This window comes from Rhodococcus sp. IEGM 1381, assembly GCF_030056795.1.
Lineage (GTDB): Bacteria > Actinomycetota > Actinomycetes > Mycobacteriales > Mycobacteriaceae > Rhodococcoides.
On record NZ_JASHKQ010000003.1, the window covers coordinates 43,281 to 66,373 of the forward strand.

Annotated in this window: 24 protein-coding genes and 2 tRNA genes; 7 read left to right on the top strand and 19 right to left on the bottom strand. The window is 63.8% G+C overall.

Annotation, left to right across the window (positions count from 1 at the left end):
• Nucleotides 1–72: 72 nt before the first annotated feature.
• Nucleotides 73–1,506, top strand: coding sequence for an acyl-CoA carboxylase subunit beta (locus QM797_RS12235; RefSeq protein ID WP_283275891.1), 1,434 nt, complete (start codon nucleotides 73–75; stop codon nucleotides 1,504–1,506).
• 138 nt (nucleotides 1,507–1,644) lie between these two features.
• Here the strand turns inward: QM797_RS12235 and QM797_RS12240 are convergent, their stop codons facing one another.
• The 3 genes from QM797_RS12240 to QM797_RS12250 form a co-directional block, all read right to left on the bottom strand.
• Nucleotides 1,645–2,091, bottom strand: coding sequence for a cold-shock protein (locus QM797_RS12240; RefSeq protein ID WP_283275893.1), 447 nt, complete (start codon nucleotides 2,089–2,091; stop codon nucleotides 1,645–1,647).
• A gap of 90 nt (nucleotides 2,092–2,181) precedes the next feature.
• Nucleotides 2,182–2,694: a DUF3145 domain-containing protein gene (locus tag QM797_RS12245; RefSeq protein WP_283275894.1), complete on the bottom strand. Its 513-nt coding sequence runs from the start codon at nucleotides 2,692–2,694 to the stop codon at nucleotides 2,182–2,184.
• Nucleotides 2,695–2,838: 144 nt separating this feature from the next.
• Nucleotides 2,839–3,642: a serine hydrolase domain-containing protein gene (locus tag QM797_RS12250; RefSeq protein WP_283275895.1), complete on the bottom strand. Its 804-nt coding sequence runs from the start codon at nucleotides 3,640–3,642 to the stop codon at nucleotides 2,839–2,841.
• Between the two features lie 83 nt (nucleotides 3,643–3,725).
• On the opposite strand from QM797_RS12250, the gene QM797_RS12255 reads away from it, so the two are divergent.
• From QM797_RS12255 to QM797_RS12265, 3 genes are all read left to right on the top strand, one after another.
• Nucleotides 3,726–5,861 carry a molybdopterin-dependent oxidoreductase gene (locus QM797_RS12255; RefSeq protein WP_283275896.1) on the top strand — a complete coding sequence of 712 codons (2,136 nt, stop codon included), beginning with the start codon at nucleotides 3,726–3,728 and terminating at the stop codon, nucleotides 5,859–5,861.
• Between the two features lie 69 nt (nucleotides 5,862–5,930).
• Nucleotides 5,931–6,004, top strand: a tRNA-Ile gene (locus QM797_RS12260).
• A 101-nt stretch (nucleotides 6,005–6,105) separates the two neighbouring features.
• Nucleotides 6,106–6,771 (top strand): YdeI/OmpD-associated family protein, encoded by a 666-nt coding sequence (locus tag QM797_RS12265; protein ID WP_283275897.1) that lies wholly within the window; start codon nucleotides 6,106–6,108, stop codon nucleotides 6,769–6,771.
• Between the two features lie 16 nt (nucleotides 6,772–6,787).
• On the opposite strand, the gene QM797_RS12270 is transcribed toward QM797_RS12265, so the two are convergent.
• From QM797_RS12270 to QM797_RS12285, 4 genes are all read right to left on the bottom strand, one after another.
• Nucleotides 6,788–7,372 (bottom strand): hypothetical protein, encoded by a 585-nt coding sequence (locus QM797_RS12270; RefSeq protein WP_283275898.1) that lies wholly within the window; start codon nucleotides 7,370–7,372, stop codon nucleotides 6,788–6,790.
• Entirely contained in the window at nucleotides 7,369–7,719 is a 351-nt protein-coding gene (locus QM797_RS12275) for a hypothetical protein (protein ID WP_283275899.1), read from the bottom strand. The genes QM797_RS12270 and QM797_RS12275 overlap by 4 nt, the downstream gene beginning before the upstream one ends.
• Nucleotides 7,716–9,461: a TIGR03767 family metallophosphoesterase gene (locus QM797_RS12280; RefSeq protein WP_283275900.1), complete on the bottom strand. Its 1,746-nt coding sequence runs from the start codon at nucleotides 9,459–9,461 to the stop codon at nucleotides 7,716–7,718. The genes QM797_RS12275 and QM797_RS12280 overlap by 4 nt, the downstream gene beginning before the upstream one ends.
• A gap of 160 nt (nucleotides 9,462–9,621) precedes the next feature.
• The gene (locus QM797_RS12285) at nucleotides 9,622–10,089 is read right to left on the bottom strand and encodes a universal stress protein (protein WP_283275901.1); all 468 of its coding nucleotides are present in this window, start codon (nucleotides 10,087–10,089) and stop codon (nucleotides 9,622–9,624) included.
• A 113-nt stretch (nucleotides 10,090–10,202) separates the two neighbouring features.
• Between QM797_RS12285 and QM797_RS12290 the strand changes: the two genes are divergently transcribed.
• A complete protein-coding gene (locus QM797_RS12290) occupies nucleotides 10,203–10,925 on the top strand; it encodes an ANTAR domain-containing protein (protein WP_283275902.1) in 723 nt (240 codons plus the stop codon).
• Nucleotides 10,926–10,935: 10 nt separating this feature from the next.
• On the opposite strand, the gene QM797_RS12295 is transcribed toward QM797_RS12290, so the two are convergent.
• The 3 genes from QM797_RS12295 to QM797_RS12305 all read right to left on the bottom strand — a co-directional run bounded on the left by QM797_RS12295 (nucleotide 10,936) and on the right by QM797_RS12305 (nucleotide 13,179).
• On the bottom strand, nucleotides 10,936–12,402 hold the full coding sequence (locus QM797_RS12295; protein ID WP_283275903.1) for an MFS transporter: 1,467 nt from the start codon (nucleotides 12,400–12,402) through the stop codon (nucleotides 10,936–10,938).
• 55 nt (nucleotides 12,403–12,457) lie between these two features.
• Entirely contained in the window at nucleotides 12,458–12,637 is a 180-nt protein-coding gene (locus tag QM797_RS12300; RefSeq protein ID WP_283275904.1) for a hypothetical protein, read from the bottom strand.
• 74 nt (nucleotides 12,638–12,711) lie between these two features.
• Nucleotides 12,712–13,179, bottom strand: a complete 468-nt coding sequence (locus QM797_RS12305) for an NUDIX hydrolase (protein ID WP_283276099.1) — start codon at nucleotides 13,177–13,179, stop codon at nucleotides 12,712–12,714.
• 107 nt (nucleotides 13,180–13,286) lie between these two features.
• On the opposite strand from QM797_RS12305, the gene QM797_RS12310 reads away from it, so the two are divergent.
• A complete protein-coding gene (locus tag QM797_RS12310; RefSeq protein ID WP_283275905.1) occupies nucleotides 13,287–13,928 on the top strand; it encodes a ScbR family autoregulator-binding transcription factor in 642 nt (213 codons plus the stop codon).
• Here the strand turns inward: QM797_RS12310 and QM797_RS12315 are convergent.
• The gene (locus QM797_RS12315) at nucleotides 13,906–14,820 is read right to left on the bottom strand and encodes an AfsA-related hotdog domain-containing protein (protein WP_283275906.1); all 915 of its coding nucleotides are present in this window, start codon (nucleotides 14,818–14,820) and stop codon (nucleotides 13,906–13,908) included. The genes QM797_RS12310 and QM797_RS12315 overlap by 23 nt on opposite strands.
• Nucleotides 14,821–15,045: 225 nt before the next feature.
• Nucleotides 15,046–15,118, bottom strand: a tRNA-Asn gene (locus QM797_RS12320).
• 149 nt (nucleotides 15,119–15,267) lie between these two features.
• On the opposite strand from QM797_RS12320, the gene QM797_RS12325 reads away from it, so the two are divergent.
• Entirely contained in the window at nucleotides 15,268–15,513 is a 246-nt protein-coding gene (locus QM797_RS12325) for a hypothetical protein (RefSeq protein WP_283276100.1), read from the top strand.
• Here QM797_RS12325 and dnaG read toward each other — a convergent pair.
• From dnaG to QM797_RS12360, 7 genes are read right to left on the bottom strand one after another with little or no spacing between them, the layout of a single operon-like run.
• A complete protein-coding gene (gene dnaG, locus QM797_RS12330) occupies nucleotides 15,510–17,426 on the bottom strand; it encodes a DNA primase (RefSeq protein WP_283275907.1) in 1,917 nt (638 codons plus the stop codon). The two genes, QM797_RS12325 and dnaG, sit on opposite strands and share 4 nt — an antisense overlap.
• A 42-nt stretch (nucleotides 17,427–17,468) precedes the next feature.
• The gene (locus tag QM797_RS12335) at nucleotides 17,469–18,743 is read right to left on the bottom strand and encodes a deoxyguanosinetriphosphate triphosphohydrolase (protein WP_283275908.1); all 1,275 of its coding nucleotides are present in this window, start codon (nucleotides 18,741–18,743) and stop codon (nucleotides 17,469–17,471) included.
• Between the two features lies 1 nt (nucleotide 18,744).
• On the bottom strand, nucleotides 18,745–19,461 hold the full coding sequence (locus QM797_RS12340) for a YdcF family protein (protein ID WP_283275909.1): 717 nt from the start codon (nucleotides 19,459–19,461) through the stop codon (nucleotides 18,745–18,747).
• 55 nt (nucleotides 19,462–19,516) lie between these two features.
• A complete protein-coding gene (locus QM797_RS12345) occupies nucleotides 19,517–20,125 on the bottom strand; it encodes a response regulator transcription factor (protein ID WP_094704615.1) in 609 nt (202 codons plus the stop codon).
• Nucleotides 20,122–21,231, bottom strand: coding sequence for a sensor histidine kinase (locus QM797_RS12350; RefSeq protein ID WP_283275910.1), 1,110 nt, complete (start codon nucleotides 21,229–21,231; stop codon nucleotides 20,122–20,124). Before QM797_RS12350 ends, QM797_RS12345 begins: the two co-directional genes overlap by 4 nt.
• A gap of 46 nt (nucleotides 21,232–21,277) precedes the next feature.
• Nucleotides 21,278–22,078, bottom strand: a complete 801-nt coding sequence (locus QM797_RS12355; RefSeq protein WP_283275911.1) for an ABC transporter permease — start codon at nucleotides 22,076–22,078, stop codon at nucleotides 21,278–21,280.
• On the bottom strand, nucleotides 22,075–22,989 hold the full coding sequence (locus tag QM797_RS12360; protein ID WP_283275912.1) for an ABC transporter ATP-binding protein: 915 nt from the start codon (nucleotides 22,987–22,989) through the stop codon (nucleotides 22,075–22,077). The genes QM797_RS12355 and QM797_RS12360 overlap by 4 nt, the downstream gene beginning before the upstream one ends.
• Nucleotides 22,990–23,093 lie beyond the last annotated feature (104 nt).

Below are 23,093 nucleotides of genomic sequence, written 5' to 3' on the forward strand. Positions count from 1 at the left end.
CCGGGGACCGTTCCTCGTGAACGGCCCCGGTTCGGGCCTCGCCCCCACGGGGGCCCTGAAGAAGGACAAGCGATGACCATTCTGGCTCCCGTCACTCGATCCGGTACTTCTACCGATCCCCGCGATCCACTCGCCCGCCTCGAGAACCTGTTCGACACCGGAACCACAGTCCCCCTGCACGATCGGGACAAGTCCGGCATTCTTGCGGCCTCCGGTGAGATCGACGGAGTCCACACCATCGCGTATTGCTCCGACGCCACCGTCATGGGCGGTGCCATGGGCGTCGACGGCTGCGAGCACATTGTCGCCGCCATCGATATCGCCATCGAACAGCGCGCTCCGCTCGTCGGCGTATGGCACTCCGGTGGAGCTCGCCTCGCCGAGGGCGTCGAAGCTCTCCATGCCGTAGGACTCGTCTTCGAGGCCATGGTTCGAGCGTCCGGCCTCGTCCCCCAGATTTCCGTCGTTCTCGGCTTCGCGGCCGGCGGCGCCGCCTACGGTCCTGCGTTGACCGACGTCGTCATCATGGCTCCCGAGGGACGCGTGTTCGTCACCGGCCCCGACGTCGTCCGCAGTGTCACCGGCGAGCAGGTAGACATGGCCTCGCTCGGTGGCCCCGACACCCACCACAAGAAGTCCGGTGTCTGCCACATCGTCGCCGACAGCGAGATGGACGCATTCACCCGCGCCCGCCGTCTGGTGTCGATGTTCTGCGAGCAGGGCGAATTCGACATCGCCGCCGCCGAGCACGGCGACACCGATCTCCGGGCTTTGATGCCCGAATCCAACCGTCGCGCATACGATGTGCACCCGATCGTCCACGAACTGCTCGACAACGTCGAAGGCGAATCGACGTTCGAGGAGTTCCAGGGCGGCTGGGCCCGCAGCATCGTCATCGGCCTCGGACGCATCAGCGGCCGCACCGTCGGCGTCATCGCCAACAATCCCATTCGCCTCGGCGGTTGCCTCAATTCCGAAAGCGCCGAGAAGGCAGCACGTTTCGTGCGGTTGTGCGATGCGTTCGGCATTCCGCTCATCGTGGTCGTCGACGTTCCCGGATACCTGCCCGGGGTCAGCATGGAATGGGAAGGCGTCGTACGTCGCGGAGCAAAACTGTTGCACGCCTTCGCCGAAGCGACCGTTCCTCGCGTCACCCTGGTCACGCGCAAGATCTACGGCGGGGCGTACATCGCCATGAATGCTCGCGCACTCGGTGCCACTGCCGTGTACGCCTGGCCCGGCTCCGAGGTCGCCGTGATGGGCGCCAAAGCAGCCGTCGGCATCCTGCACAAGAAGGCCCTCGCCGCCGCGCCCGAAGAGGAACGTGAGGCACTGCACGATCGCCTCACCGTCGAGCACGAGAGCATCGCCGGTGGCGTCGAGCGGGCCGTGGCCATCGGTGTCGTCGACGAGGTCATCGAGCCGAGCAAAACTCGCAGCACGGTCACCAAAGCACTCGCTGCTGCTCCCGCGGCGCGGGGCAACCACAAGAACATTCCACTCTGATCGTCTCGGGGTGCACCGCGAACTCGTCGGGTGTCACCCCTCCCCCGTTTGGGATCAATGCGGCTTCCAGTCGCTCTGAATGCAACAAAGCCGCATTCATTCAGCACCCGGGCGGGCGGCGGGCGGCTCGAGCGCCGGTCAGCTCTCGATCCACTTGTGGTCGTGAGCCAATCGCAGTATCACTGATCGGATATCGAGAATCTGCGCCGCTGACAAGGTGCCGTTGGCGGTCAGGAGAGCCTCGGTCAGTTCCGCGGTGAAGTCCCCCTCGGACAGCACGTCGCAGATGACATCTTCGAGTTGCTCGTGTTCGGTGATTTCAACGTTGTGGAACGGCACGTCCGGCTTGTGTCGGGTCACCAGTGCGGTCGATGCCGGACCGTCGATGATCTGCACCTGGGTGGCCTTGAGGCCTCGGTCGCCTTCGACGGCGACGTACTCGACTCGAACCCCCGGTGCCAACAGTCTCTTGTCGAAGTCCAGATCGTTGACGTGAATGAACACGTCCTCGCCGCCCTCGTCCGGCGCTACGAATCCGTACCCCTTGAACTCGTCGAATCGAATCACTTTTCCAGTCGACAGCATCGAACTCACCACTCCACGGTCGTTCCCACATGCCTACCCAGGCACGCTCGCGAAACTACCGCGACACTCAGGCCCCAGCAACCCGGTCGGCTAGCCGACGTCGCGGCTCAGCCACGTCACTTCCGCTCCGGAACCACCGGTGCGGAACGGCTCGAGGGCAGCGTCCCAGTCCGAGCCGAGCGCATGCTCCACGGCTGCAGTGAAATTCCCCTGGTTGTTTTCCATCAGAGCGCGCAGCCGCATCTCGCCGAGTACCACGTCACCGTTCGCGCTCGTCGTTCCGCGCCACAGGCCCAATCCGGGCACGTGCGAGAACCGTTCGCCGTCGACGCCTTCGCTGGCATCCTCGGTCACCTCGAACCGCAGCATCTGCCACGAGCGCAGGATGCCGGCAAGCGTGGCGCCGGTACCGACCGGGCCCACCCAGTCGGTGGTGGCGCGCAGCTGACCATCGGAGGCAGGCTGCGCCGACCACTTCAAATTCGCACGGCAATCGAGGGCGTCGGTCAACGCCCATTCGACGTGCGGGCACAGAGCAGCGGGCGACGAGTGGATGTACACAACACCCGACGTCGCTTCTGCGAACTGATTCGATCCACGCATTGCACTACCTCCAGCTTCGACGAGGGACGTCTTCCCCAACGACCTCGACATGCTGCGGCTGGCTGCAGTGAATCCATGCGTATGTGTACTAGTGTGCCCCGAGTTACCCCTGTTGCGCCAGTGCAATCTGTGAACAGACGAGTTTCACCCCGCCAGCACTGCGTCGGACAGTTCCGGCCACAGCGGCTTGGCCCAGTCTCCGAACGCCCGATCGGTCAACACCACGCATGCAGTCCGTACCGCCGGATCCACCCACAGAAACGTTCCGGCTTGCCCGAAGTGACCGAACGTGGACGACGAGTTGTTGCTCCCGGTCCAGTGCGGAGTCTTGTCGCCCCGCAGCTCGAACCCGAGCCCCCAGTCGCAGGGCCTGTGTGATCCGTAACCGGGCACGATTCCGTTGAGACCGGGAAACTGCACCTCTGTCGCCGACGCCAGTGTCTGCGACGCCAGGAGCGTCGGCGCGAGCAACTCGGCCGCGAACCTCGTCAGATCGGCGAGCGTGGAGCGGCCGCCGTGACCGGCCGATCCCGGCAGCGACGTATTCGTCATCTGCAGCGGCCCGCACACGGCCTCGTTCAGGTAGTCGGGGAAGGCTATGCCGGATTCGGCTTCGATCAGCTCGGCCAACACCTCGAACCCTGCACTCGAATAGATCCGCTTGGTGCCGGCCGGTGCCGTCGCCGTGCGGTCGCCGAACGCCAATCCCGACGCGTGCGCCAGCAGATGACGCACCGTCGAACCCTCCGGCCCTGCGGGCTGATCGAGTTCCACCGCGCCTTCCTCGACGGCAACGAGGACCGCGTACGCGCTCAGCAGCTTGGTCACCGAGGCGAGTTCGTAGACATTCTCGGTGTCGCCGACTTTCTCACGAATACCGGAGTCGGTGACGACTACGGCACTGACATGATCGACGGGCCACGAGGCTGTGAGATCGAGAGTAGGCACAACTCCAGAGCCTAATTGTCGGTCGATGACAGTGCCCCGGTCCCCCGCCGGGCTACTCTCGATCCACAGGAATGGGAGATGCGATGTCGGTTGTGTATGGATCGTGCAATTTGTGCGAGGCGATCTGCGGGCTCGAGTTCACCGTGGAGAACGACGCAGTGGTGTCGATCCGGGGTGACGAGAAGGATCCACTCTCACGCGGCCACATCTGCCCCAAGGCACTCTCGCTGATCGATCTTCATGCCGATACCGATCGACTCACCACACCGGTCAAGCGGGTGGGCGACAAGTGGGAGAAGATCGGGTGGAGCGAGGCATACGACCTCGTCGTCGAGGGTCTTGTCTCGACGCGCAAAAAGTACGGGCGCCACGCGGTCGGCATATATCAGGGAAACCCCAACGTGCATTCGATGGGCGCGATGACGCATGGGATTCCGTTCACCTCGCTGCTACGGACGCGCAATCGCTACTCCGCCACCTCGCTGGATCAGCTGCCACATCAGCTGGTCGACCATCTGTTGTACGGCCATCAGCTGCTGCTACCGATCCCGGACATCGATCGAACCGATTTCTTTCTTGTCCTCGGCGGTAATCCGATGGCGTCCAACGGCAGCATGATGACGGTGCCCGATTTCGCCAAGAGAGCGCGGGCACTGCGCAAACGGGGTGGCCGCCTGGTCGTGGTCGATCCGCGCAAGACCGAGACCGCCGATATCGCCGACACGCACTTCTTCGTTCGGCCCGGCAGCGATGCACTGCTGCTGCTCGCGATGATTCACACCGTCGTCGCCGACGGCGAGGTGAAGGTTGCCGATTACGTCGACGGGGCCGATCGACTCGCCGATCTCGTCGCGGAGTTCACCCCGGAGGCCGTCGCCCCCGTTGTCGGAATCTCGGCGGACGAGATTTCGACTCTCGCTCGTGATTTCGCCGCAGCGAAATCTGCCGTGGCGTACGGCCGAATGGGGGTATCGACCCAGCAGTTCGGCACCGTGTGTCAGTGGGCAATTCAGGTGCTCAACATCGTGACGGGCAATCTCGACCGCCCGGGTGGTGCGATGGTGACCGACCCCGCGATCGATCTGATCTCGCAGGGCATCGTCGGCCGCGGCCACTTCGACAAGTGGCGCAGCCGCGTTCGCGATCTTCCCGAGTTCGCAGGCGAATACCCGTGTTCGACGCTTGTCGACGAGATCACCACCGAGGGCAAAGACCAGATCCGCGCGATGGCGGTGCTGTCCGGAAATCCGGTGTTGTCGATGCCCGGTGGCACCACCCTGAACGACGCGTTCGCGGCCCTGGATTTCATGGTGTCGTTCGACTTCTACATCAACGAGACCTCGCGCCACGCACACGTGATTCTGCCGCCGACGATGTCGCTCGAACGCGATCACTACGACCTGATCTTCAATTCCTTCGCGGTACACAACACCGCGAAATACACGCCCGCGGTTCTACCCAAGCAGGCTGACGCCAAGCATGATTGGGAGATCTTCCGAGATCTCTCGCTCCGCTACAAGAACCGCATGGCGGGTTCGACGTTCGATCGGCTGAAAGCACGAGTGACTCCGAAGAGCATCATCGGCGAGGCCCGCCTACGCCTGTCCCCTGCTCGCACTCTGGACATCCTGCTCCGTAGCCGACGAAAAGGGTTGTCGCTGAGAAAGCTTCGGGCCAATCCGCACGGCATCGATCTCGGTCCACTGCGTCCCGGCTTTCCGCAGAAGTTGAAGACGCGGGACAAGCGTGTCCAGTTGATTCAGGATGTGGTGGTCACCGAACTTCCCGCGTTGGTGGATCTGATGCATTCCAGCGCAGTTCCGAGTGGTGACGAGTTGTTGATGATCGGACGGCGGCACCTACGCAGCAACAACTCGTGGATGCACAACACCACCCGGCTCACCAAAGGCAAAGCGCGACATCAGCTTCTGGCACATCCGGACGACCTCGCACATCGCGGTATCGAGGACGGATCGATGGTGTCGGTCACCTCCGCTGCCGGAACCGTCGATATCGAGGTGGCTGCATCGGAGAAGATGATGCCGGGCGTGGTGAGCATGCCGCACGGCTTCGGCCATCAGCGCCCCGGTGTCCAGTTGTCGGTCGCGACGACGGTGCAAGGACCGAGTGTCAACGACATCACCGACCCGGGCCGCGTCGACGCCGTCTCGGCCAACGCGATCCTCAACGGGGTCCCGGTGCAGGTCCGAGCCAAGTAGCGCACCCGATGCACCACCGAGGGGGCCGGATTCTGTACGATTCTGCAGGCTCGTACCTGGTACGAGCATGGGGCGGTAGCTCAGTCGGTTAGAGCCGTGGACTCATAATCCATTGGTCGCGGGTTCGAGCCCCGCCCGCCCCACCGCGGTGTCAACAGCCGAACCCTGATGTTCGTGCCGATCCATGGACACCTCAGCGCCATTGCGGACATCGGATGGCCTCGATTGTGGGCACACTGAACGCATGCGAAATCGCAGTGTGCAACACCGCGACGAGATGGAGCGCGCAGTGACTGCTGAAGAATCTCCGTCCTCGGCATCCGACCACCCGGCGACGTGGAAGTTCGACTACCCGATAATTCACGCCGAAACTCGGGCACAGTGGCGCAGCTGGTTGGCGCGCAATCACCCCTCGACCCGAGGCGTGTGGCTGTGCTCGTGGCGCACCACCACCGACCGACCACGCTGTCCCTACCCCGAAGCCGTCGAGGAAGCCATCTGCTTCGGTTGGATCGACTCCACCAACACCGTCCTCGACGAGGAGCGCAGCCTGCAACTCTTCACGCCGCGCAGGCCCAAGAGCCAGTGGACCCGTCTGAACCGGAAACGCGCCACCGATATGGAGGACCGCGGCCTCATGACCGAAGCAGGTCGCCGTGCCATCGCTGCCGCGAAAACCAACGGCTGGTGGACGATTGCCGATCAGGTCGAAGACCTCCAGGAACCTCTCGAGCTGACCACGGAGCTGAACCGAGACCCGAACGCTCGGAGCACCTGGGACGGCTTTCCGCCCAGTGCCCGCAAGCAGATGCTGTGGTGGATTATCAGCGCTGTGCGAGACGACACTCGCGCTGGTCGAATCACTCAGGTCGTCGCCGAGGCCGCGGCCGGTCGCCGAGCTCGCGGCTGAGTGCCGTCGACCGCGATCAGATCAGCGCCGCCCTTCGGTACAGCCGCGACCAATAGACCAGCAGCACAGAGGCACTGGCTCCGAACCACAACCACGTTACGAAGGCCGCCAGGACGCCGGTGACGAAAAAACCCAGTACCAGTGCCACGACCCAGGCGAGGACATAGGCCAGAATCGTGACGACAGCCGCGACTGCGCACCGCCCCGGGAACTGCCGGACCGTAGCCAACGCTGCGTGGAACGGATTCCGTTGCCCGTCGGCCACGCTTGGAAGTATCAGCAACGCAACCAGAATCACGATGGCCGGGAGCAGCGGAAAAAGTATTGCCAGAGCGACGGCCACCCCGGTCAACACCACGCACCACACCAATACGCGCGGCCGTCGCCAGGCCCGACTCAGCGCACCGGATGCGTTGCCGTTCACCACATCGAGTGCCGTCGACGCGGTGATCCACAGTGCTAGTACCACCGCGGCAGCAGAAGCCAGAACCAATCCCGCAAAACCGAGTGACGACGTCGGAACTGGATCCCCCAGCACAGTCAGCGCCTGAATCAGCGCCGACACGACCACCACGGCAGCCAGAACCGCGCTCCCCCTCACGGCGCACCGACCGTCGAATTGCGATCGAGCACGTCCTGCACGGAACCCGAGTAGAGAACCTTCGTACCGACCTTGATCTCGACGGTGCTCGCGTCGTCCGACGTAGCCGAACCGGTAATCGCCTCGTTACCGGTTGTCTCGCCGGCACATTCGATGTCTGAACCGGTACCGGAGCACACGGGCGCAACCAATATCTCGATACCCTGCTCGAGCAGGACGTCGTTGACTGCGTAGCGCAGATTGCCGAGCTCGGCTCCGCCTACCGGCGCAAGCGCTGCGGTCTGTGAGCAGCCCGCGCACGCCACCACCGCTGACATGAGGAAGATCTTCCTGGGAACACTGTTCATCGGGCCTGCCTCGTCTCGTAGGCGATCGAACGCGCGTGCTCGTCCAGGTGTTGCTGCTCGAGAGCGGCGTCTGTGATGGTGCTCAGATCGAACGGGGCCGGCAGGAGCAGTTCGGTGTTGCGATCCAGTCGCGAACCTCGTCGCATCAGAGGATTCTCGGCCCAGTCGTTGGCCGCCAGTTCACGGCTGCGCGACGCGAGATCCAGGTAACTGCCGCTGTTTCCGGGCGTGACCGGAGATGCGTGATCGAGCACAGTCGTGAACAGCGACAGAGTCCCGTCCCGGTTGTCGACGATCTCGACCACCTGCTGCTGTTGCGGGAAGTCGATGCACGACGCGGTGGTGATCTCCCAGAATCCGCGTCCTCCGCTCGAATGCGCCAATATCTGGTTCTGGTGGGTGTGGCCGTTGAGCCAGCCGATCACCACCGGATATTTCAACAGCAGATCGACGAATTCGTCTGCGCCGTAGAGCTTCACCGATTGCCCCGGCCGCTGTGCCCGGTTCTCCAGCGTCAGGCTGTTGTGGTGGGTGTAGATCAGCACGAGCTTGTTCTCGGCCTGCGCCCGTTCCAATTGCTCTGCCAACCAGTCGAATTGCTGCTCCGGGACCGCACCGTCGGGCCCGGCGACTGCGTTGCAGGTGTCGAGTCCGAACGTGCGGATGTTCGGGGTGGGGTCAGCCGACCACCAGGTCTCGCCGGAATCGAGGTTGTGTTGTGTGAAGCCGTGGCCGATCGGCCCCGGCGTCGGCGTGGTCTCGAAGTGCTCTTCCATGAACTCGCGTTGCTCGAACAGGTATCGCGCCGAATCGGCCGACACCGCCCGAAAGCCCCGTCGCGCACCGGATCCGACGCCCAGTGCATCGACCATTCGCTGCAACGGACTGGCCGTCGAGGCATAGCCGGCCAGAGCCGATGTAGCCGTTGCCTCCAGGGTGTACGCCTTGCGACCCCCGACTGCGAGCGCGTGCAGCTGCGAGGAGAGATCGAACGTGCCGAGCAGGAGGGTGTCGTGATTTCCGTAGACCGAGTACCACGGCACGGGTAGTCCCACCGATTCGACGGTTCCCGACATCGCCTGGGTGAGAAGGTCGGGAAGCGTCGGGAATCCGTAATCGCCGAACGACCCGCCCGACGGATCGGCCGGCCGATAGGCCCACTGCGCCTCTGGCCACGCCTGAACACCCTCGAAGATGTCCGCCGCACCGCTCGTGGGCCTCACCGGGACTCCGTCGAGAACATCGATGTACCAGCGCAATTCGAGATGGGAATGCATGTCGGCGCTGTCTCCGGTGACCACCGCCGCTCCCATCGGTGCGCCGGTGACCGGGCTGATCCGAGCGTCGGCGAAAGCCTTCACCATCGCAGCGGTGACGTGCACGGTCAGCGGGTCCTGCGGGTGGAAGGCCGAACCCCACGCAGCGTGATCGGAGACGATCATGGGCTCGATCCGGCCGGGCGATTGCGCGTCGATGACATGCATGTCCGACAGGTGCCCGAGGTAGAGCAACGACCGCCGCGACTGCAACCGTGACGGCTGGGGTGCTCGGCCCAGAATGTCCAGTCGAGGCACGTACGGCTCCCCGGCCCCGGCACCGAGGACGCGATACTGCCCGGGCCCGCTCGAGGTCCGCAGGATCGTCTGCGCCAGCGTTCCGGTCGCGGCAGCAGCCGCAGGCTGCGCGCGGGCTGCGCGCGGGCAACCAGGGCCTGACCCAGCACGTGGGGTGCGATTCCCCACACCGCCGCGAGAGTCCCCACGCGAGCCACGAATTGTCTACGCGAAAGCCCGGTCATGGAACTCCTCGGATCCGAAATCGGCACCACGTGAGCCTCGCATCCGACGAGGTGACTGCCTATTTTTACAGGGCAGGCCGCAGATCGGCTCGATTTCGCATCGTTCAGGGCACCACGGTCACCGGCCACCGTCCCGCTTTGACCAACCGGACTGCCACCGAACCAGCGATTCGATGTCCGGCATTCTCGGACGCCCCCACCACGACGGCGTCGGTACGCAGTTGCTCTGCGACGGCGATCAATCCGTTGTACGGATCACCCTGTGCGGTGCGAAACTCCCACCGCACGTGCTGGAAGTCCTCGAATCGGGCAGCCGACGTTCTGATGTAGTCGAGCAACTCGTCGGCGATCTGCTGACCCGTTTCGACGAGTGAGATGCCGGCCTGGCCCCAGGACGCCGTGGCGATGGGTTGCACGTACACCAGTACCAGCAGCGATCGTTGTCTACGGGCGAGTCCAGCGGCGTAGGCGGCGGCACGCCAGGACGAATCGGACCCGTCGACGCCCACCACGATCGATTTCGGTCCGTCGTGGCCGTACTCGAACCCGGTGGACTCCTGCGCATCGCTCACGACCTGAGGCTACTGCCGGTACCCGCCCGTTCGAACACCCCATGCGGTGGCGGTACGGTTGCTTCACATCGAGTACAGGTTGCTCGAACGATCACACAGGACGGGAGTTGCAAGTGAACGACGTCTCGCAGCACGACAGCCCGTTGACCGACCCGGCAACTGTGTTCGCCGCTCTGGCCGACATCGTGTACCGGGGCAGCAGCGCCGAGGCGATCTACACCGCGATCTGCAACGCCGCCGTACTGATCGTTCCGCACTGCGATCACGCCAGCCTGATGCTGATGCGCCACGGGAAGCCCGTTACTGTCGCAGCCTCGGACGACATCGCTCGCGTCGTCGACGATATCGAGCGCGCTACCGGTGAAGGCCCGTGTCTGGACGCGATCACCAGCGAGGCAGCCCAGCTCGAAGCCGACTTCCGCACTCCCACCCAGTGGCCCGCGATGGCTCGCGGTGTGTTGAACCGCACGCCGGTACGAGGTGCCATGGGATTTCGACTCAATGTGGACGATCAGAAGGTGGGCGCGCTCAACCTGTTCACCGACCAGCCGGGTGTGTTCGACACCGACAGCGCGAGCAAGGCGATCATTCTGACGGCGTTCACAGCGGTCACCGTTGCCGCGGTCATGAACGGGCAGGAAGCGTCGACGCTCCGTGACGGGCTCGAAAGCAATAGGGAGATCGGCAAGGCCATCGGTTTGATCATGGCTCTGCACGATGTGTCCGGCGACGAGGCATTCGCCCTGCTACGTAAGTCTTCCCAGGACTTGAATGTGAAGATTGCCGACCTTGCAGCGTCTGTCGTCGATCGGCACAGCAAGGGCTTGAACAGCTGAGCAACTGTGCTCAGCTCGCGCCCTGAACCTTCTTGGGGAGTGCGAAGACCAGAGCCAGCGCCACCACACTGAATGCTGCGCTGACAGCCATTGCCATGGCCGCTCCGTGCAGAAAGCCCGATCCAACGGTGTCGGGCCCGGTGATGTCCAAACTCCCGAACAACACACTGCCGATCACGGCAATGCCGATCGCGGAGCCGACGCGCTGCATCGTGGAGATGACCCCGCTTGCTGCGCCTGCATCGTCGCGATCGACAGTCGCGACGATGAACTGTGCGTTGGGTGCAATGAACGCACCGTTTCCGAGGCCTGCGATGAACAGTGGAACCAGTAACGTCCAGTGCGAGATGGTATCGGCTGAGCTGGTCGCGAGGATGATCCACAGCCAGATCAACCCGATCGAGACGAGCGAGGCTCCGAATATCAGAACGGTGCGACCGAGCCGGACGGTCAGCTTGTTGCTCTGCGAGGAGGCGATGATGCTGCCGATAGCGAACGGTATCGACACCAGTCCCGACGACAGAGCCGTATTGCCGAGTCCGGTCTGCCACAGCAGCGAAATGGTGAAGAAGATGCTGGTGAAGGCCGCGAAGTAGACGAGCGCGAGGATCACACCTCCGGTGAACGCCGGGCGGGTGAACAACCGCGGTGGCACCAGCGGATTGTGTCCACGGCCGGTGTGGATCACCTCCCACCATCCGAACGATGCGATCAGCCCCAGACCCGCAGCGATCGTCAGGTAGGTCCACAGCGGCCAGCCCAGTTCTTGGCCCTCGATCAACGGAACGAGCAGGGCTATCAGTCCTACGGAAATGAGAACCAGTCCGAGCCAGTCGATTCCGGGGCGGGACGTGGGAGCGGAATCTTTCTTCTTCGGTAGCAATACAGCGGCAGCCACCAGACCGACGATTCCGATGGGCAGATTGACCCAGAAGACCAATCGCCACCCGTTCTCGTCGCCGAACGCCTGAATGATCAGGCCTCCGACGATGGGGCCCAGCGCAGTCGACACTCCGATGACTGCACCCATGATGGCAAAAGCCTTGCCTCGCACCGGTCCCGGAAACAGCAGCTGTATGAATGCGGTGACCGCGGGTACGAACATGCCGCCCGCCAGGCCTTGTACGACCCTGGCAACGACCAACTGAAGGTCGTCCTGCGCGAGACCACACGCGAAGCTCGCGACGGTGAACAACGCGAGGCCGGTGAAGAACACCCATTTGTGACCGACGCGGTCGCCTACCTTGCCCGCAGGAATCAGAGCCAGGCCGAATGCCAGTGCGTAGCCCGAAATGATCCACGACAGAACCGATTCCGACGCGTCCAACGTGGTGCTGATTGTCGGTAGAGCCACGTTCACGATGGTGGTGTCGAGTAGTGCCATGAACATACCCAGCAACAGAACCACCAGCGCCTGCCAGGCGCGCTTGGGTACCTCGATCGCCGGTGGGGTTGCGGAGACACTGCGGTCGGTCATTGTGCTGCCCTTCGTAGTTGTCGCTGAGCAGTATCGGCCAACCGACCGATGGTCACTAGCCGATCATGGCGGTGGCTGCCAATACCCACGACAGCCCCGCGGCCAACACCACGAACGCCGACGCAACGACGCGTCCGCCCCACCGTGTCTCCAAGAGCGAGGCGTCCACCACAGCCGTTTCCAACGGAGACGTTGCCACCATGGTCTGTGCGCTGGACGCATCCGTCGGCATCATGATCCACTTCCCACCCTGCATCTACGAATCTCGTAATTTCCGGCCGCTGGATACCCCGGTCCCGCATGCCGAAACTATCGCGCTGCGACAACCGTCTCCACAGCATCGAGAAAAGGGTGCTGCGCCGTCAGCAGCTTCTCCCTCGCCTGTGCGAGTCCGAACCATTCGATGCGGTCGACCTCGGGAAACGAGGCCATCACACCGGATTTCGGTGGCCACTCGATCTCGAATGTGTTGCTCACCGCATTCGAGACGTCCAGATCGGCTTCGACGCCGAAAGCGGTAACGATCTTTCCACCGCGCTGCGTGACGGTGCCGAGCTCCACGTGTTCTCCGGCGGGCACGTCCATCCCGACTTCCTCCCGAAACTCTCGGCGCGCCGCGGTCCACAGGTCTTCGCCTTCGTTCAGTAGCCCTTTGACGATCGACCACGCTCCGTCGTCCTTACGCGCCCAGAACGGTCCGCCGGGGTGTGCGATCAGGACCTCCGGACCGTCGGCACCGACGCGATACAACAGAATTCCTGCACTCGTATTGACCATGGCAAACAGGGTGCCATCAATTCGCTTGCTCACCGTCGTCTCCCGTCACTACCGCTGATCGCTGTGCACGCTGTGCCGTGAACCCGCGTAACAGCTATTGTCGACCGATGCAAGAGCGTGCAGCATCCACCAGGCAGGCCGTACTCGAGGGAGCCGCTGCCAGTTTCGACAAGTTCGGTTACGGCACAGCAAGTTTGAGCACCATCATCGCCCATGCCGGGGTGAGCAAAGGCGCGATGTACTTCCATTTCTCTTCCAAGGAGGAGCTCGCGCAGGCGGTGATCGACGCGCAGCTCGCCTTGGCGACGGCCGCCACCGTCACCATCATCGAACAGACACCGAAGGCGTTCGATGCGTTGATCCTCATCACCAAGGAACTGGCGCGTCAGCTGCAGACGGAATCGATCGCGCGTGGCGGTATGCGGCTGACATTGGAATCGACCACGGCACAGAATCCGAACGCTCGATCGTTCGACGATTGGATCGAGATGATCGCCACCCTGACCGGCCGCGCTCAGAGCGAAGGCGACGTCGTCGACGATGTGGATGTCGTGGCCCTCGCCAGGCTGATCGTCGCGTCGTTCACCGGAGTGCAGACCGTCTCGGAAATGCTCACCGGCCGCGCCGACCTACAGCTGCGGATGACCGAGATGTGGCATCTACTATTGCCCTCGGTTGTACCGCGCCGACGGCTCCCACGGGTCCGGGCTGTGGTCGACGGGCCTCTTATCGACTGGAACGTTCACTAGTTGCCAGCCACGGTTCCGATGTCGCCGTGACGGACACTGCCGACAGTACGGCTCCGTCGTGCTCGAACTGGATTCGGTGCACGCCGTCCGTGCAATCGGTGTCGACGATCACCGAGCACGGATTCGCCCACTCGGCGAACCCCATGAAGCGCACCTCGCACGAAGTGAAGTCCAGCGTCGGCGTTCCGGTTGCCAGACGCAATGCCTGACGGGCAGCTTCGAGCATGGTCACGCCGGGAAGATATTCGACGGAATGGTCGAACATCGCCAGGTTACGAGGATCGGGTGCGACGACGATCGTCCCGTCGGAGGTATGCCGTGCCAACACGACGTCGGAAGGATCGAGCCGTCCTACGGCCGAGGCCTCGACCACTTCGGTCCCGGCCGGCAGATACCGGAAGTGGGGGTCGGCCATCGACGAGGTGCGAAACTGCGAGTAGACCTCGGGGCCGAGCGACCGAACGGATGCCGTTCCGAACGCAACGAGTCGGCTACCGTTCAAGAGTCTGGCCGACAACTTCATGTTGTCCATCGACGTGTCGTCGAACGTCACGTCGCTCGTGATCGACTCGGCGACGAGCGAATCGTCGATCTCATCGACCGACAACGGATCGAGAATCTCGAAGCGAGAGTGCTCGATAAAGACGACGTGGTCGAGTGGCACTCCGTGATTGACGTGGCAGAACAGGCTGATCGCTTGACGCAGAGCCTCGGCCACCATCAGTGAGTCGTGGGTTCGACGAATCGGAGCGAACATCCGATGGGACGTCGGGAACTGAACAGCTGCCCGATGGGTTCCGTCCACCGTTTCGTAATCGGTCAACAACACGTCGGCCGGCGACCGCCGATGCACGAGGTGACGTGGAACGGTTGCTGCGTAACTCAAACTCATGAAGCCCCTTAAAACCGACCGATCCGGTTTTTTATAGCACTGTTGAGCCTCCCGGACCGCTCGTTCAGTATGTCGCGGACGACCGACAAAACCGGCATCCGTCGGATGGATTCATTCAATCGATATACAGCCAAGAGCGTCACGATCTGATAACTGACCGGGACCCGTGGTACCACCAACCCGGACGACGAAAATCCCCGCCCGGAGAACCGGACGGGGATTGCGCTCCCCCACCTGGACTCGAACCAGGAACCCTTCGATTAACAGTCGAATGCTCTGCCAATTGAGCTATGGGGGATTACCTCGCGGCGTCACACTCTCGTGCGAGCCGTTGGAAACAATAGCGCACTCACCCTGGTGAGTACCAAATCGCCCTGCTCGAGCTTCGTCGGAACTCCGTCGGGCAAGATGGACGTACAGCCGCACGCTCTAGGGAAGGACCCACTGATGATTCGTTTGGTACTGGCGGCTGGAGCTGCGTATGTGCTCGGAGCCAAGGCAGGACGGGGCCGGTACGAGAAGATTCGCAAGACTGCCAGCGCCGTTGCGTCGTCCCCGGCCACCAAGAAGGCCATCGAGGTCGGCCGTCAGAAGCTCTCCGATTCCCTCAACACCCAGCCGCGACTCGAGCCGATGCAACCGATCGACGACGAGACCCAGGTCTACGTCCCGCGCGATCAGCTGCGCCGCTAACCGACCTCGGCGACACTTCCGACGGCGAGCTCGAGCAGACTCCGGCGATACTGCTCGAGCGCGATGAGGTCGCCGAACAGCGCGTTGTAGTCGTCGGGCTTTTCGACCGGCGACATGCGCTGCAGCTTCGATTTGAGTTCTGCCACCTGCTGGCCGACCCACACCTCCTGCAGCCTCGCGAGTACACCCGAGATGTAGCGCGTGAGTGCGTCGTCGGCCACGCGCATCGGGTCGACGGCCAGCTCGGTCACCAACGACACCACTACGGCGTCCTTGGCCTGTTTGGCCACGGCGTCGACCCACTCCCCTCCGCCCAGTCCTGCGGCGGTACCTCCGGCAGCGGCCACCGCATCGCGCACGGCCGAGTATGCCGGGTGATGAAAGCTTTCCGGCGGGAGTGAGTCGAACACCGTGCCTGCCATGGCAGGCATCTGCAGTACCGCCTTGAGAGCCTCACGCTGCGGCCACAGAGACGGATCGGTGGGGTTCGGACGCGGCGGCCCGGCCGGGGCCTCGGTCGGCGTCGCCTGACGCTTCTCGAACGGCACACGCTTGCCGCTGGTGTCGCCCCGAGCCCCCTTCTTCGCCTCGTCGCGCACGCGGGCGAGCACCATCGCAGTGTCGTCCCAACCGGTCCAGCCGGCCAATTGCCGCGCGTACTCGTCCCTCAGCGACGCGTCCTTGATGCGCGCGACCACGGGTACGGTTCTCTTCAGGGCTTCGACGCGCCCCTCGGGTGTATCCAGATCATGTTCTCGTAGTAGCGATTTCACTACGAAGGCAAACATCGGGGTACGTCTGGCGACCAGATCGCGAACGGCGTTGTCGCCGGACTTCAGCCGCAGGTCGCACGGATCCATTCCGTCGGGCGCGACGGCGACGAAGGTCTGCCCGGCAATCTTCTGATCACCCTCGAATGCCTTCATGGCGGCAGCCTGCCCGGCATCGTCTCCGTCGAAGGTGTAGATCACTTCGCCGCGAAAGTAGCTGTCGTCCATCATCAATCGGCGCAGCATGGCCAGGTGGTCCTCGCCGAATGCGGTGCCGCACGATGCCACGGCCGTCTTGACCCCGGCCAGATGCATCGCCATGACGTCGGTGTAGCCCTCGACGATGACGGCCTGATGCGACTTCGCGATCTCCTTGCGCGCCAGGTCGAGACCGAACAACACCTGAGACTTCTTGTACAACATGGTTTCCGGGGTGTTGATGTACTTTCCCGGCATCGTGTCGTCGTCGAACAGTTTGCGGGCACCGAAACCGATGACGTCGCCGCTCTGACTGCGAATGGGCCACACCAATCGGCGCCGAAAACGGTCGATGGGCGTGCCGCGCTTGCCGGGTGTCGCCAGGCCCGCGTCCACGATCTCCTTGGCCTCGAAGCCCTTACCCAGCAGGTGTTTGGTGAGAGTGTCCCAGCCGTCGGGTGCGTATCCGCAGCCGTAGGCAAGGGCAGCGTGCCCGTCGAAGTTGCGTTCGGTGAGGTAGTCCCGCGCAGCCTGGGCGTCAGGACCACTGAGCCTGCCCGCATAGAACTCCTGCGCTGCCGCGTTCGCGGCGATCAGGCGCGCTCGAGTGCCGCGGTCACGTTGAACCGATGGCCCTCCGCCCTCGTAGGAGATCGAGTAGTTCAGCCGATCGGCGAGTTGCTCGACGGCCTCCACGAAGGAGATGTGCTCGATCTTCTGGAGGAAGGAGTAGGCATCACCACCCTCGCCGCAACCGAAGCAGTGATAGTGACCGTGGTTGGGCCGAACATGGAACGACGGCGATTTTTCGTCGTGGAAGGGGCACAACCCCTTCATGGAGTCGCCGCCCGCGCGCTTGAGAGAGACGTAGTCACCGACTATGTCTTCGATCCGTGTGCGTTCGCGAATGGCGGCGATGTCGCGTTCAGGAATTCGGCCGGCCACGTGTGAAGTCTAGCGTCGAACCAGACACCCGACACCCGCCGATCAACCCCAGCTGGCCTGAGCTCCCAGTGAGCGCTTGTCGATCAGTTCGAGTCGACTTTCGGTGTACGAGGCGATCTGATCGACGACCACTCGGGTTCGTTCGCCGTCGCTTTCTGCGCGCTGCCAGGCCGGGACCAGGATGGGGTCCAGCTCCCCTGGAGCCGAGCGCAGCAACCACTCGGCGACGCGGTGGATTCGGTCACGTTGACGCTCCTGGCGGATCTTGTGACCGGCGTCGGACATCACGTACCGCAACGCCATGGTTTTGAGCAACGCAACTTCTGAGCCGACGATCGACGGAACCACGAGGTCGGCGTCGTACCGGCTCAACGGCGCGGTGCCGTATCTCTCGTGGGTGCCCTCGATGGCGGCAGTCGCGAAGCGCCCGACGAGTTCGCTCGTCATGTGCTTGAGTGCGACGGACGCTTCGAGGGTTCCGTCGTAGCGTCCGACGGCGATAACGACGGGCATCCTCCACAACCGGCCCGCAGCGTCGATCAACTCGTCGACATCGAGTCCGCGAAATTCCGAGACGCCGAGTTCGGCGAGGGCGCGTTGCTCGATCGGGTCGGACAGCGCGCGTAGGTCGATGCGGGCGTCGATGACGCCGTCCTCGACATCGTGTACCGAGTAGGCCACGTCGTCGGACCAATCCATGGTCTGCGCTTCGAGGCACTTGTGCTTGTCCGGAGCACCGTCACGTACCCAGCCCAGAATCGCGGAGTCGTCGTCGTAGGCACCGAATTTCGCGCCTGGTACCGGCCGGATCCATGGATATTTGGTCGCGGCATCGAGAGATGCTCGGGTCAAGTTCAATCCCGCGCTGCGCCCGTCGGCGTCGAGAATCTTCGGCTCGAGGCCGGTGAGAATGCGTAGGTTCTGCGCGTTGCCCTCGAACCCACCACAGTCCGTGGCCACTTCGTCGAGGGCCCGTTCACCGTTGTGGCCGTAGGGCGGATGGCCGATGTCGTGGGCCAATCCCGCGAGATCGACCAGATCGGGGTCGCTGCCGAGGCCTTCGGCGATGCTGCGGCCGATCTGCGCGACTTCCAGCGAGTGCGTGAGCCGAGTCCGCGGAGTGTCTCCATCCCGAGGCCCGGTCACCTGGGTCTTGTCTGCGAGACGGCGCAGTGCGGCGCAGTGCAACACCCGCGCCCGATCGCGCGCGAAAGCACTTCGATGCGAGGCGTTGTTGGCCCCCGGTCTGAGGCCGGCGGTCTTCGGGGGTTCGGTGACGAATCGTTCGACGTCGTGCGCCGAGTAGGTGCCGGTCATGTCACTGGCCTGCCGTGTAGGAGAAGTCTGCCGTGAAATGGGTCAGCTGGTACCACAGCAATGCGCCTGTCTCCCTGGCAATTCCGTGTGCCTGGGACTCTCTGGTGTAGACGGCCGGGCCGGTACGCGTCGGTGAGGTCCATGCATCCAGCCCGGCGTCACGCGCCATGGTTCGAGTGCGCAGCGAATGCCATGGATCACTGACCAGCACCACCGACGACTTGCCCTCGTTGCGGAGTGTGTCACTCACGGCCTCGATGCTTTCGAGCGTGTCCGAGCCGGTCTCGACGGCCACGATGGCGTCGGCCGGCACACCCTGCTCGATCAGATAGTTGCGACCCGACGCGGCCTCGGTGAAGAGGTCGCCTTCCTGCTTGCCGCCGACGGTGACGATCTCGGGGGCGATGCCCCGCTCGTACAGCGACGCGGCCTGGGACAGTCGAGCCTCGAACACCGTCGAGGGTGTCCCGCTGTACTGCGCCGCACCCAGCACGACGATGGCGTCGGCCTTGGAGTAGTCGTCGATGCGGGCAACCTGCCACACCCGGACCGCAGTCCCTGCGACCAGCACCACCGCCATCAGGACCACTCCCGCGACCAGCCGACCGGTCCAGCGTCCCAGCGTTCCGAAGAAGCCGAGGCGCTCGGGACCGGGGTCCGAGGCATACCGATCGTCGTACGGGTCGCCGTACGGATCTCGGTCGAGAGTTGAATTCACCCCTCGAGTTTGCCAGGCCCGCGCATCGGCTCGGTCACGGCGCGCCTCGTGGGAGCTACAGCCACCCGCGGTCCTCGGCCACTCGGACCGCTTCCGCGCGAGTACTGGTACCGGTCTTTCCTATTGCAGACGACAGGTGGTTGCGCACCGTTCCCTCCGACAGGTGCACGGTGGCAGCGATGGAGCCGGCCGTCCCACCCTGAGCTGCGGCACGGAGAACCTCCTGCTCACGGGCCGTAAGTGGCGAGACGCCGTCGGTCAGGGTCTCGGTCGCCAGCGTCGGATCGACGACGCGAAGCCCCATGTGCACCCGCCGAACTGCATCGGCCAGCTGCTTGGCTGGAGTGTCCTTCACCACGAAACCCGACGCACCCGCATCGATCGCGCGGCGTAGGTATCCGGGGCGGCCGAACGTGGTGACGATCAGCACTCTCGACTCGGGTGCCACCAGGGTCAGCTCGGCGGCCACGTCGATCCCGTTCTTGCCCGGCATCTCGACGTCGAGCAATACGACGTCGGGTCGATGTTCCAGCACAGCCGCAACCACTTCGTCCCCTCGCCCCACCTCCGCCACGACGTCGAGATCGTGCTCGAGACCCAGCAGTGCTGCGAGGGCTCCACGCACCAGAGCTTGATCGTCGGCCAGTAACAGTCTGATACTCATGGTGCCGCGACCTCCACCTTGAATCCGCCAATCGGAACCCGGGCGACCGTCAGTGAACCACCAGCGGCGCTCACGCGTTCACCCAACCCGCGAAGCCCGTTTCCCCCACAGGTGTCCTCGGCAGGTCCGCATCCGTCGTCGACGATGGAAATGCTCGACGGCGTCAGCGTCACTCGGCAGTGTTGCGCGTGCGAGTGTCGAACCACGTTGGTCACCGCTTCACGCAGGACCCAGCCGAACAGTTCGCGGTGTCTCAGCGGCACCACATCGGCATCAGCGGGCAGGTCGACATCGATTGCTGCGGCGACCAGAGCTGTTCGAGCACTGGCCAGTTCGGTGCCGATGTCGATCTGCCGCATGCCGCCGACGGTGCTGCGCACATCGGCGAGAGCTTGCCGGGCAAGGGTTTCCAGTTCGGCGATCTCCACGGCCGCGCGGGCGGGATCGATCTCGATGAGCCGTCCCGCCAGCTCGCTCTTGACGGTGATGACGGTCAGAGAGTGACCGAGAATGTCGTGTACGTCCCGGCTCATCCGCTCACGTTCGGCGACGATTGCCAGATCAGCCAATTGTTGCCTGGCAACGGCCAATTCGTGGTTGCGCTGGAATACCTGAGTGATGCCCCACGCGGCGGCCGAGCTGATCAGCAACTGAAACGCAAAGAAGTTGTCTGGCTCCCAGGACGAAACGGCGCGGGGTACGAATTCGACGATCACCACCATCACCGCGACCAACGACCATGCTTGGCGGACCGGCAACGTCATCATCGCCAGGACCGCGATGTAGACGGTGGCGCCGAAGCCGGTGGTTCCGACCAAGGCACTCATCGCGACGGTCAGGGCGACCATCGCACCGAGTGCGATCCACGCCTGGGACGTGGGCAGCGGGTTTCCGCGGCGGTGACCGTTGCGAAAGCGCCAGAAGGTGGTCGTGAACACCACACCGAAAGAGACGATCGCAACGATCCCGGCGGCCCGTGCCGCCACCGAGGGAAGAGCAAGTATCTCGTTCAACGGATAGATCAGGTAGATAAGCCAGATGGCTCCGAACATCCAGCCGTATCGCCAGACCCGCCCCTCCGGCAGGTCGGCGGTGAACGTGGTCATGTCGCCCACGGTATCTCCGTGGGCGACATGATCGGTGGTTTCTGCGTCAGGCACGCTTGGTGTCTTTTCGGAACAGCAACGACGCTCCGGCGACGAAGACCGCAGCCCACACCACCAGATTGACCACGGCGATCGCGAGGGTGCCTGCATCGGCCGAGGTGAACGGTGCCCGGGCCACGGTCGCCAGGCCGTAGAGCGGGGTGAACTGGGCGAGCATCGGGAACCAGCCATCGTCCCCGAGTGGAACGAACAGGCCACCGGCCAGCGCCAGGAGTGCGAGCACCGGGCCGAGAATCTGCATGACATTCTCCGAGGGCAACAGGTAACCCATGAACAGCCCGAACGCGGCGAACACTGCAGATCCGAGCCACGCGATCACACCGCAGGCGAGCCACACCCAGATCGGCATATCGGCTCCGAAGAACTTCGCGACGACGAACACCACGACGATCGCAGCGGCACCCATCGTCATGGCCACGAGGACCTTGGTCACGATGTAGGCGACGGGCTTGAGCGGCGTCAGACGCAGTTGCCGACTCCAACCCTGCGCGCGTTCGACCGAGACCATCGCTCCCCCACTGGTGGTGGCAAGCATCGCGCCGTACACGGCCATACTGATCGCGATGTAGCCGGTGACGTTGCCCTGCGCGAAGGAGTAGTCGTCCTTGAAGCCGGACTGTGTCCCGAAGATGACGAAGAACATCGGCGGCATCACCAAGGTGAAGATCAGGGTCCGCTTGTTTCGGAACAGCCTGCGGATCTCGAGTCCGAGGAAGGTCGGCGAGAATCCGCCCCACGCAACGGCTCGGGCCGGTGTGCGGGTGGTGGTATGAGTGGTCGTGGTCATCGGATGCTCCCAGCGAGCTCGTTGTCGGAATCGGTGGTCAGGGCGAGGAACGCGTCTTCGAGGTTCCGCGAGACGATTTCCAAGTCGGTTGCGTGTGCATCGTTGAGTAGATAGCGGGCCACGGAGTCGGAGTCACGTCCGTGCACGATCACCCGATCGCCACGAGTTTCGACGCGGTCCACCCCGGGGAGTGCGAGCAACATCGACTGGTCGACGCCAGGCAGCGTGGCGGTGACGGTGCGTCCCGCGGCCAAGTTCTTCACCTCGGCGGCGCTGCCGTCGGCGACGATTTTGCCGTGCCGCACCAGCACGATGCGATCGGCATAGGCGTCGGCCTCGTCGAGATAGTGCGTTGCGAACAGCACCGTTCGACCGGTACTTGCATCCTGGCGAATGGCATTCCAGAAGTCGCGACGTCCCTCGACGTCCATACCGGTGGTCGGCTCGTCCAACACCAGGAGATCCGGGTCGGGTAGCAGTGCGAGCGCGAACCGCAGCCGTTGTTGCTGGCCACCGGAGCATTTCGCGACTCGTCGGTCGCCGATGTCGGCGATACCCGCGCGGGTGAGCACTTCCTTCACCGAACGGGTGTGAGAGAACAGCGCCGACGTCAGCTCGACGGTCTCGCGTACGGTCAGATCGCGCAGCAATCCTCCGGTCTGCATGACGGCCGAGATGCGGCCTTGTGCGATGGCGTCGGCAGGCGATCCGCCGAACACCGAGACCGACCCGGTGGTAGGTGTTGCCAGGCCGAGCATCATGTCGATGGTGGTCGTCTTTCCTGCTCCGTTCGGTCCTAGGAATGCGACGACCTCGCCCGGTTCGATCGACAGGCTGAGCCCGTCCACCGCCCGGACCGAGCCGTAGGTCTTGGTGACGTTGCGCAGTTCGACTGCCTTCGTTGTGGTCATGACAACTACTCTGCTGCCGTCAGAGCCCATCCACCTCGACCGAGCGTCACGATTGCACGATGACAACTGTCATGGATCGACCTGCTCGATTCGGACGCGACCCA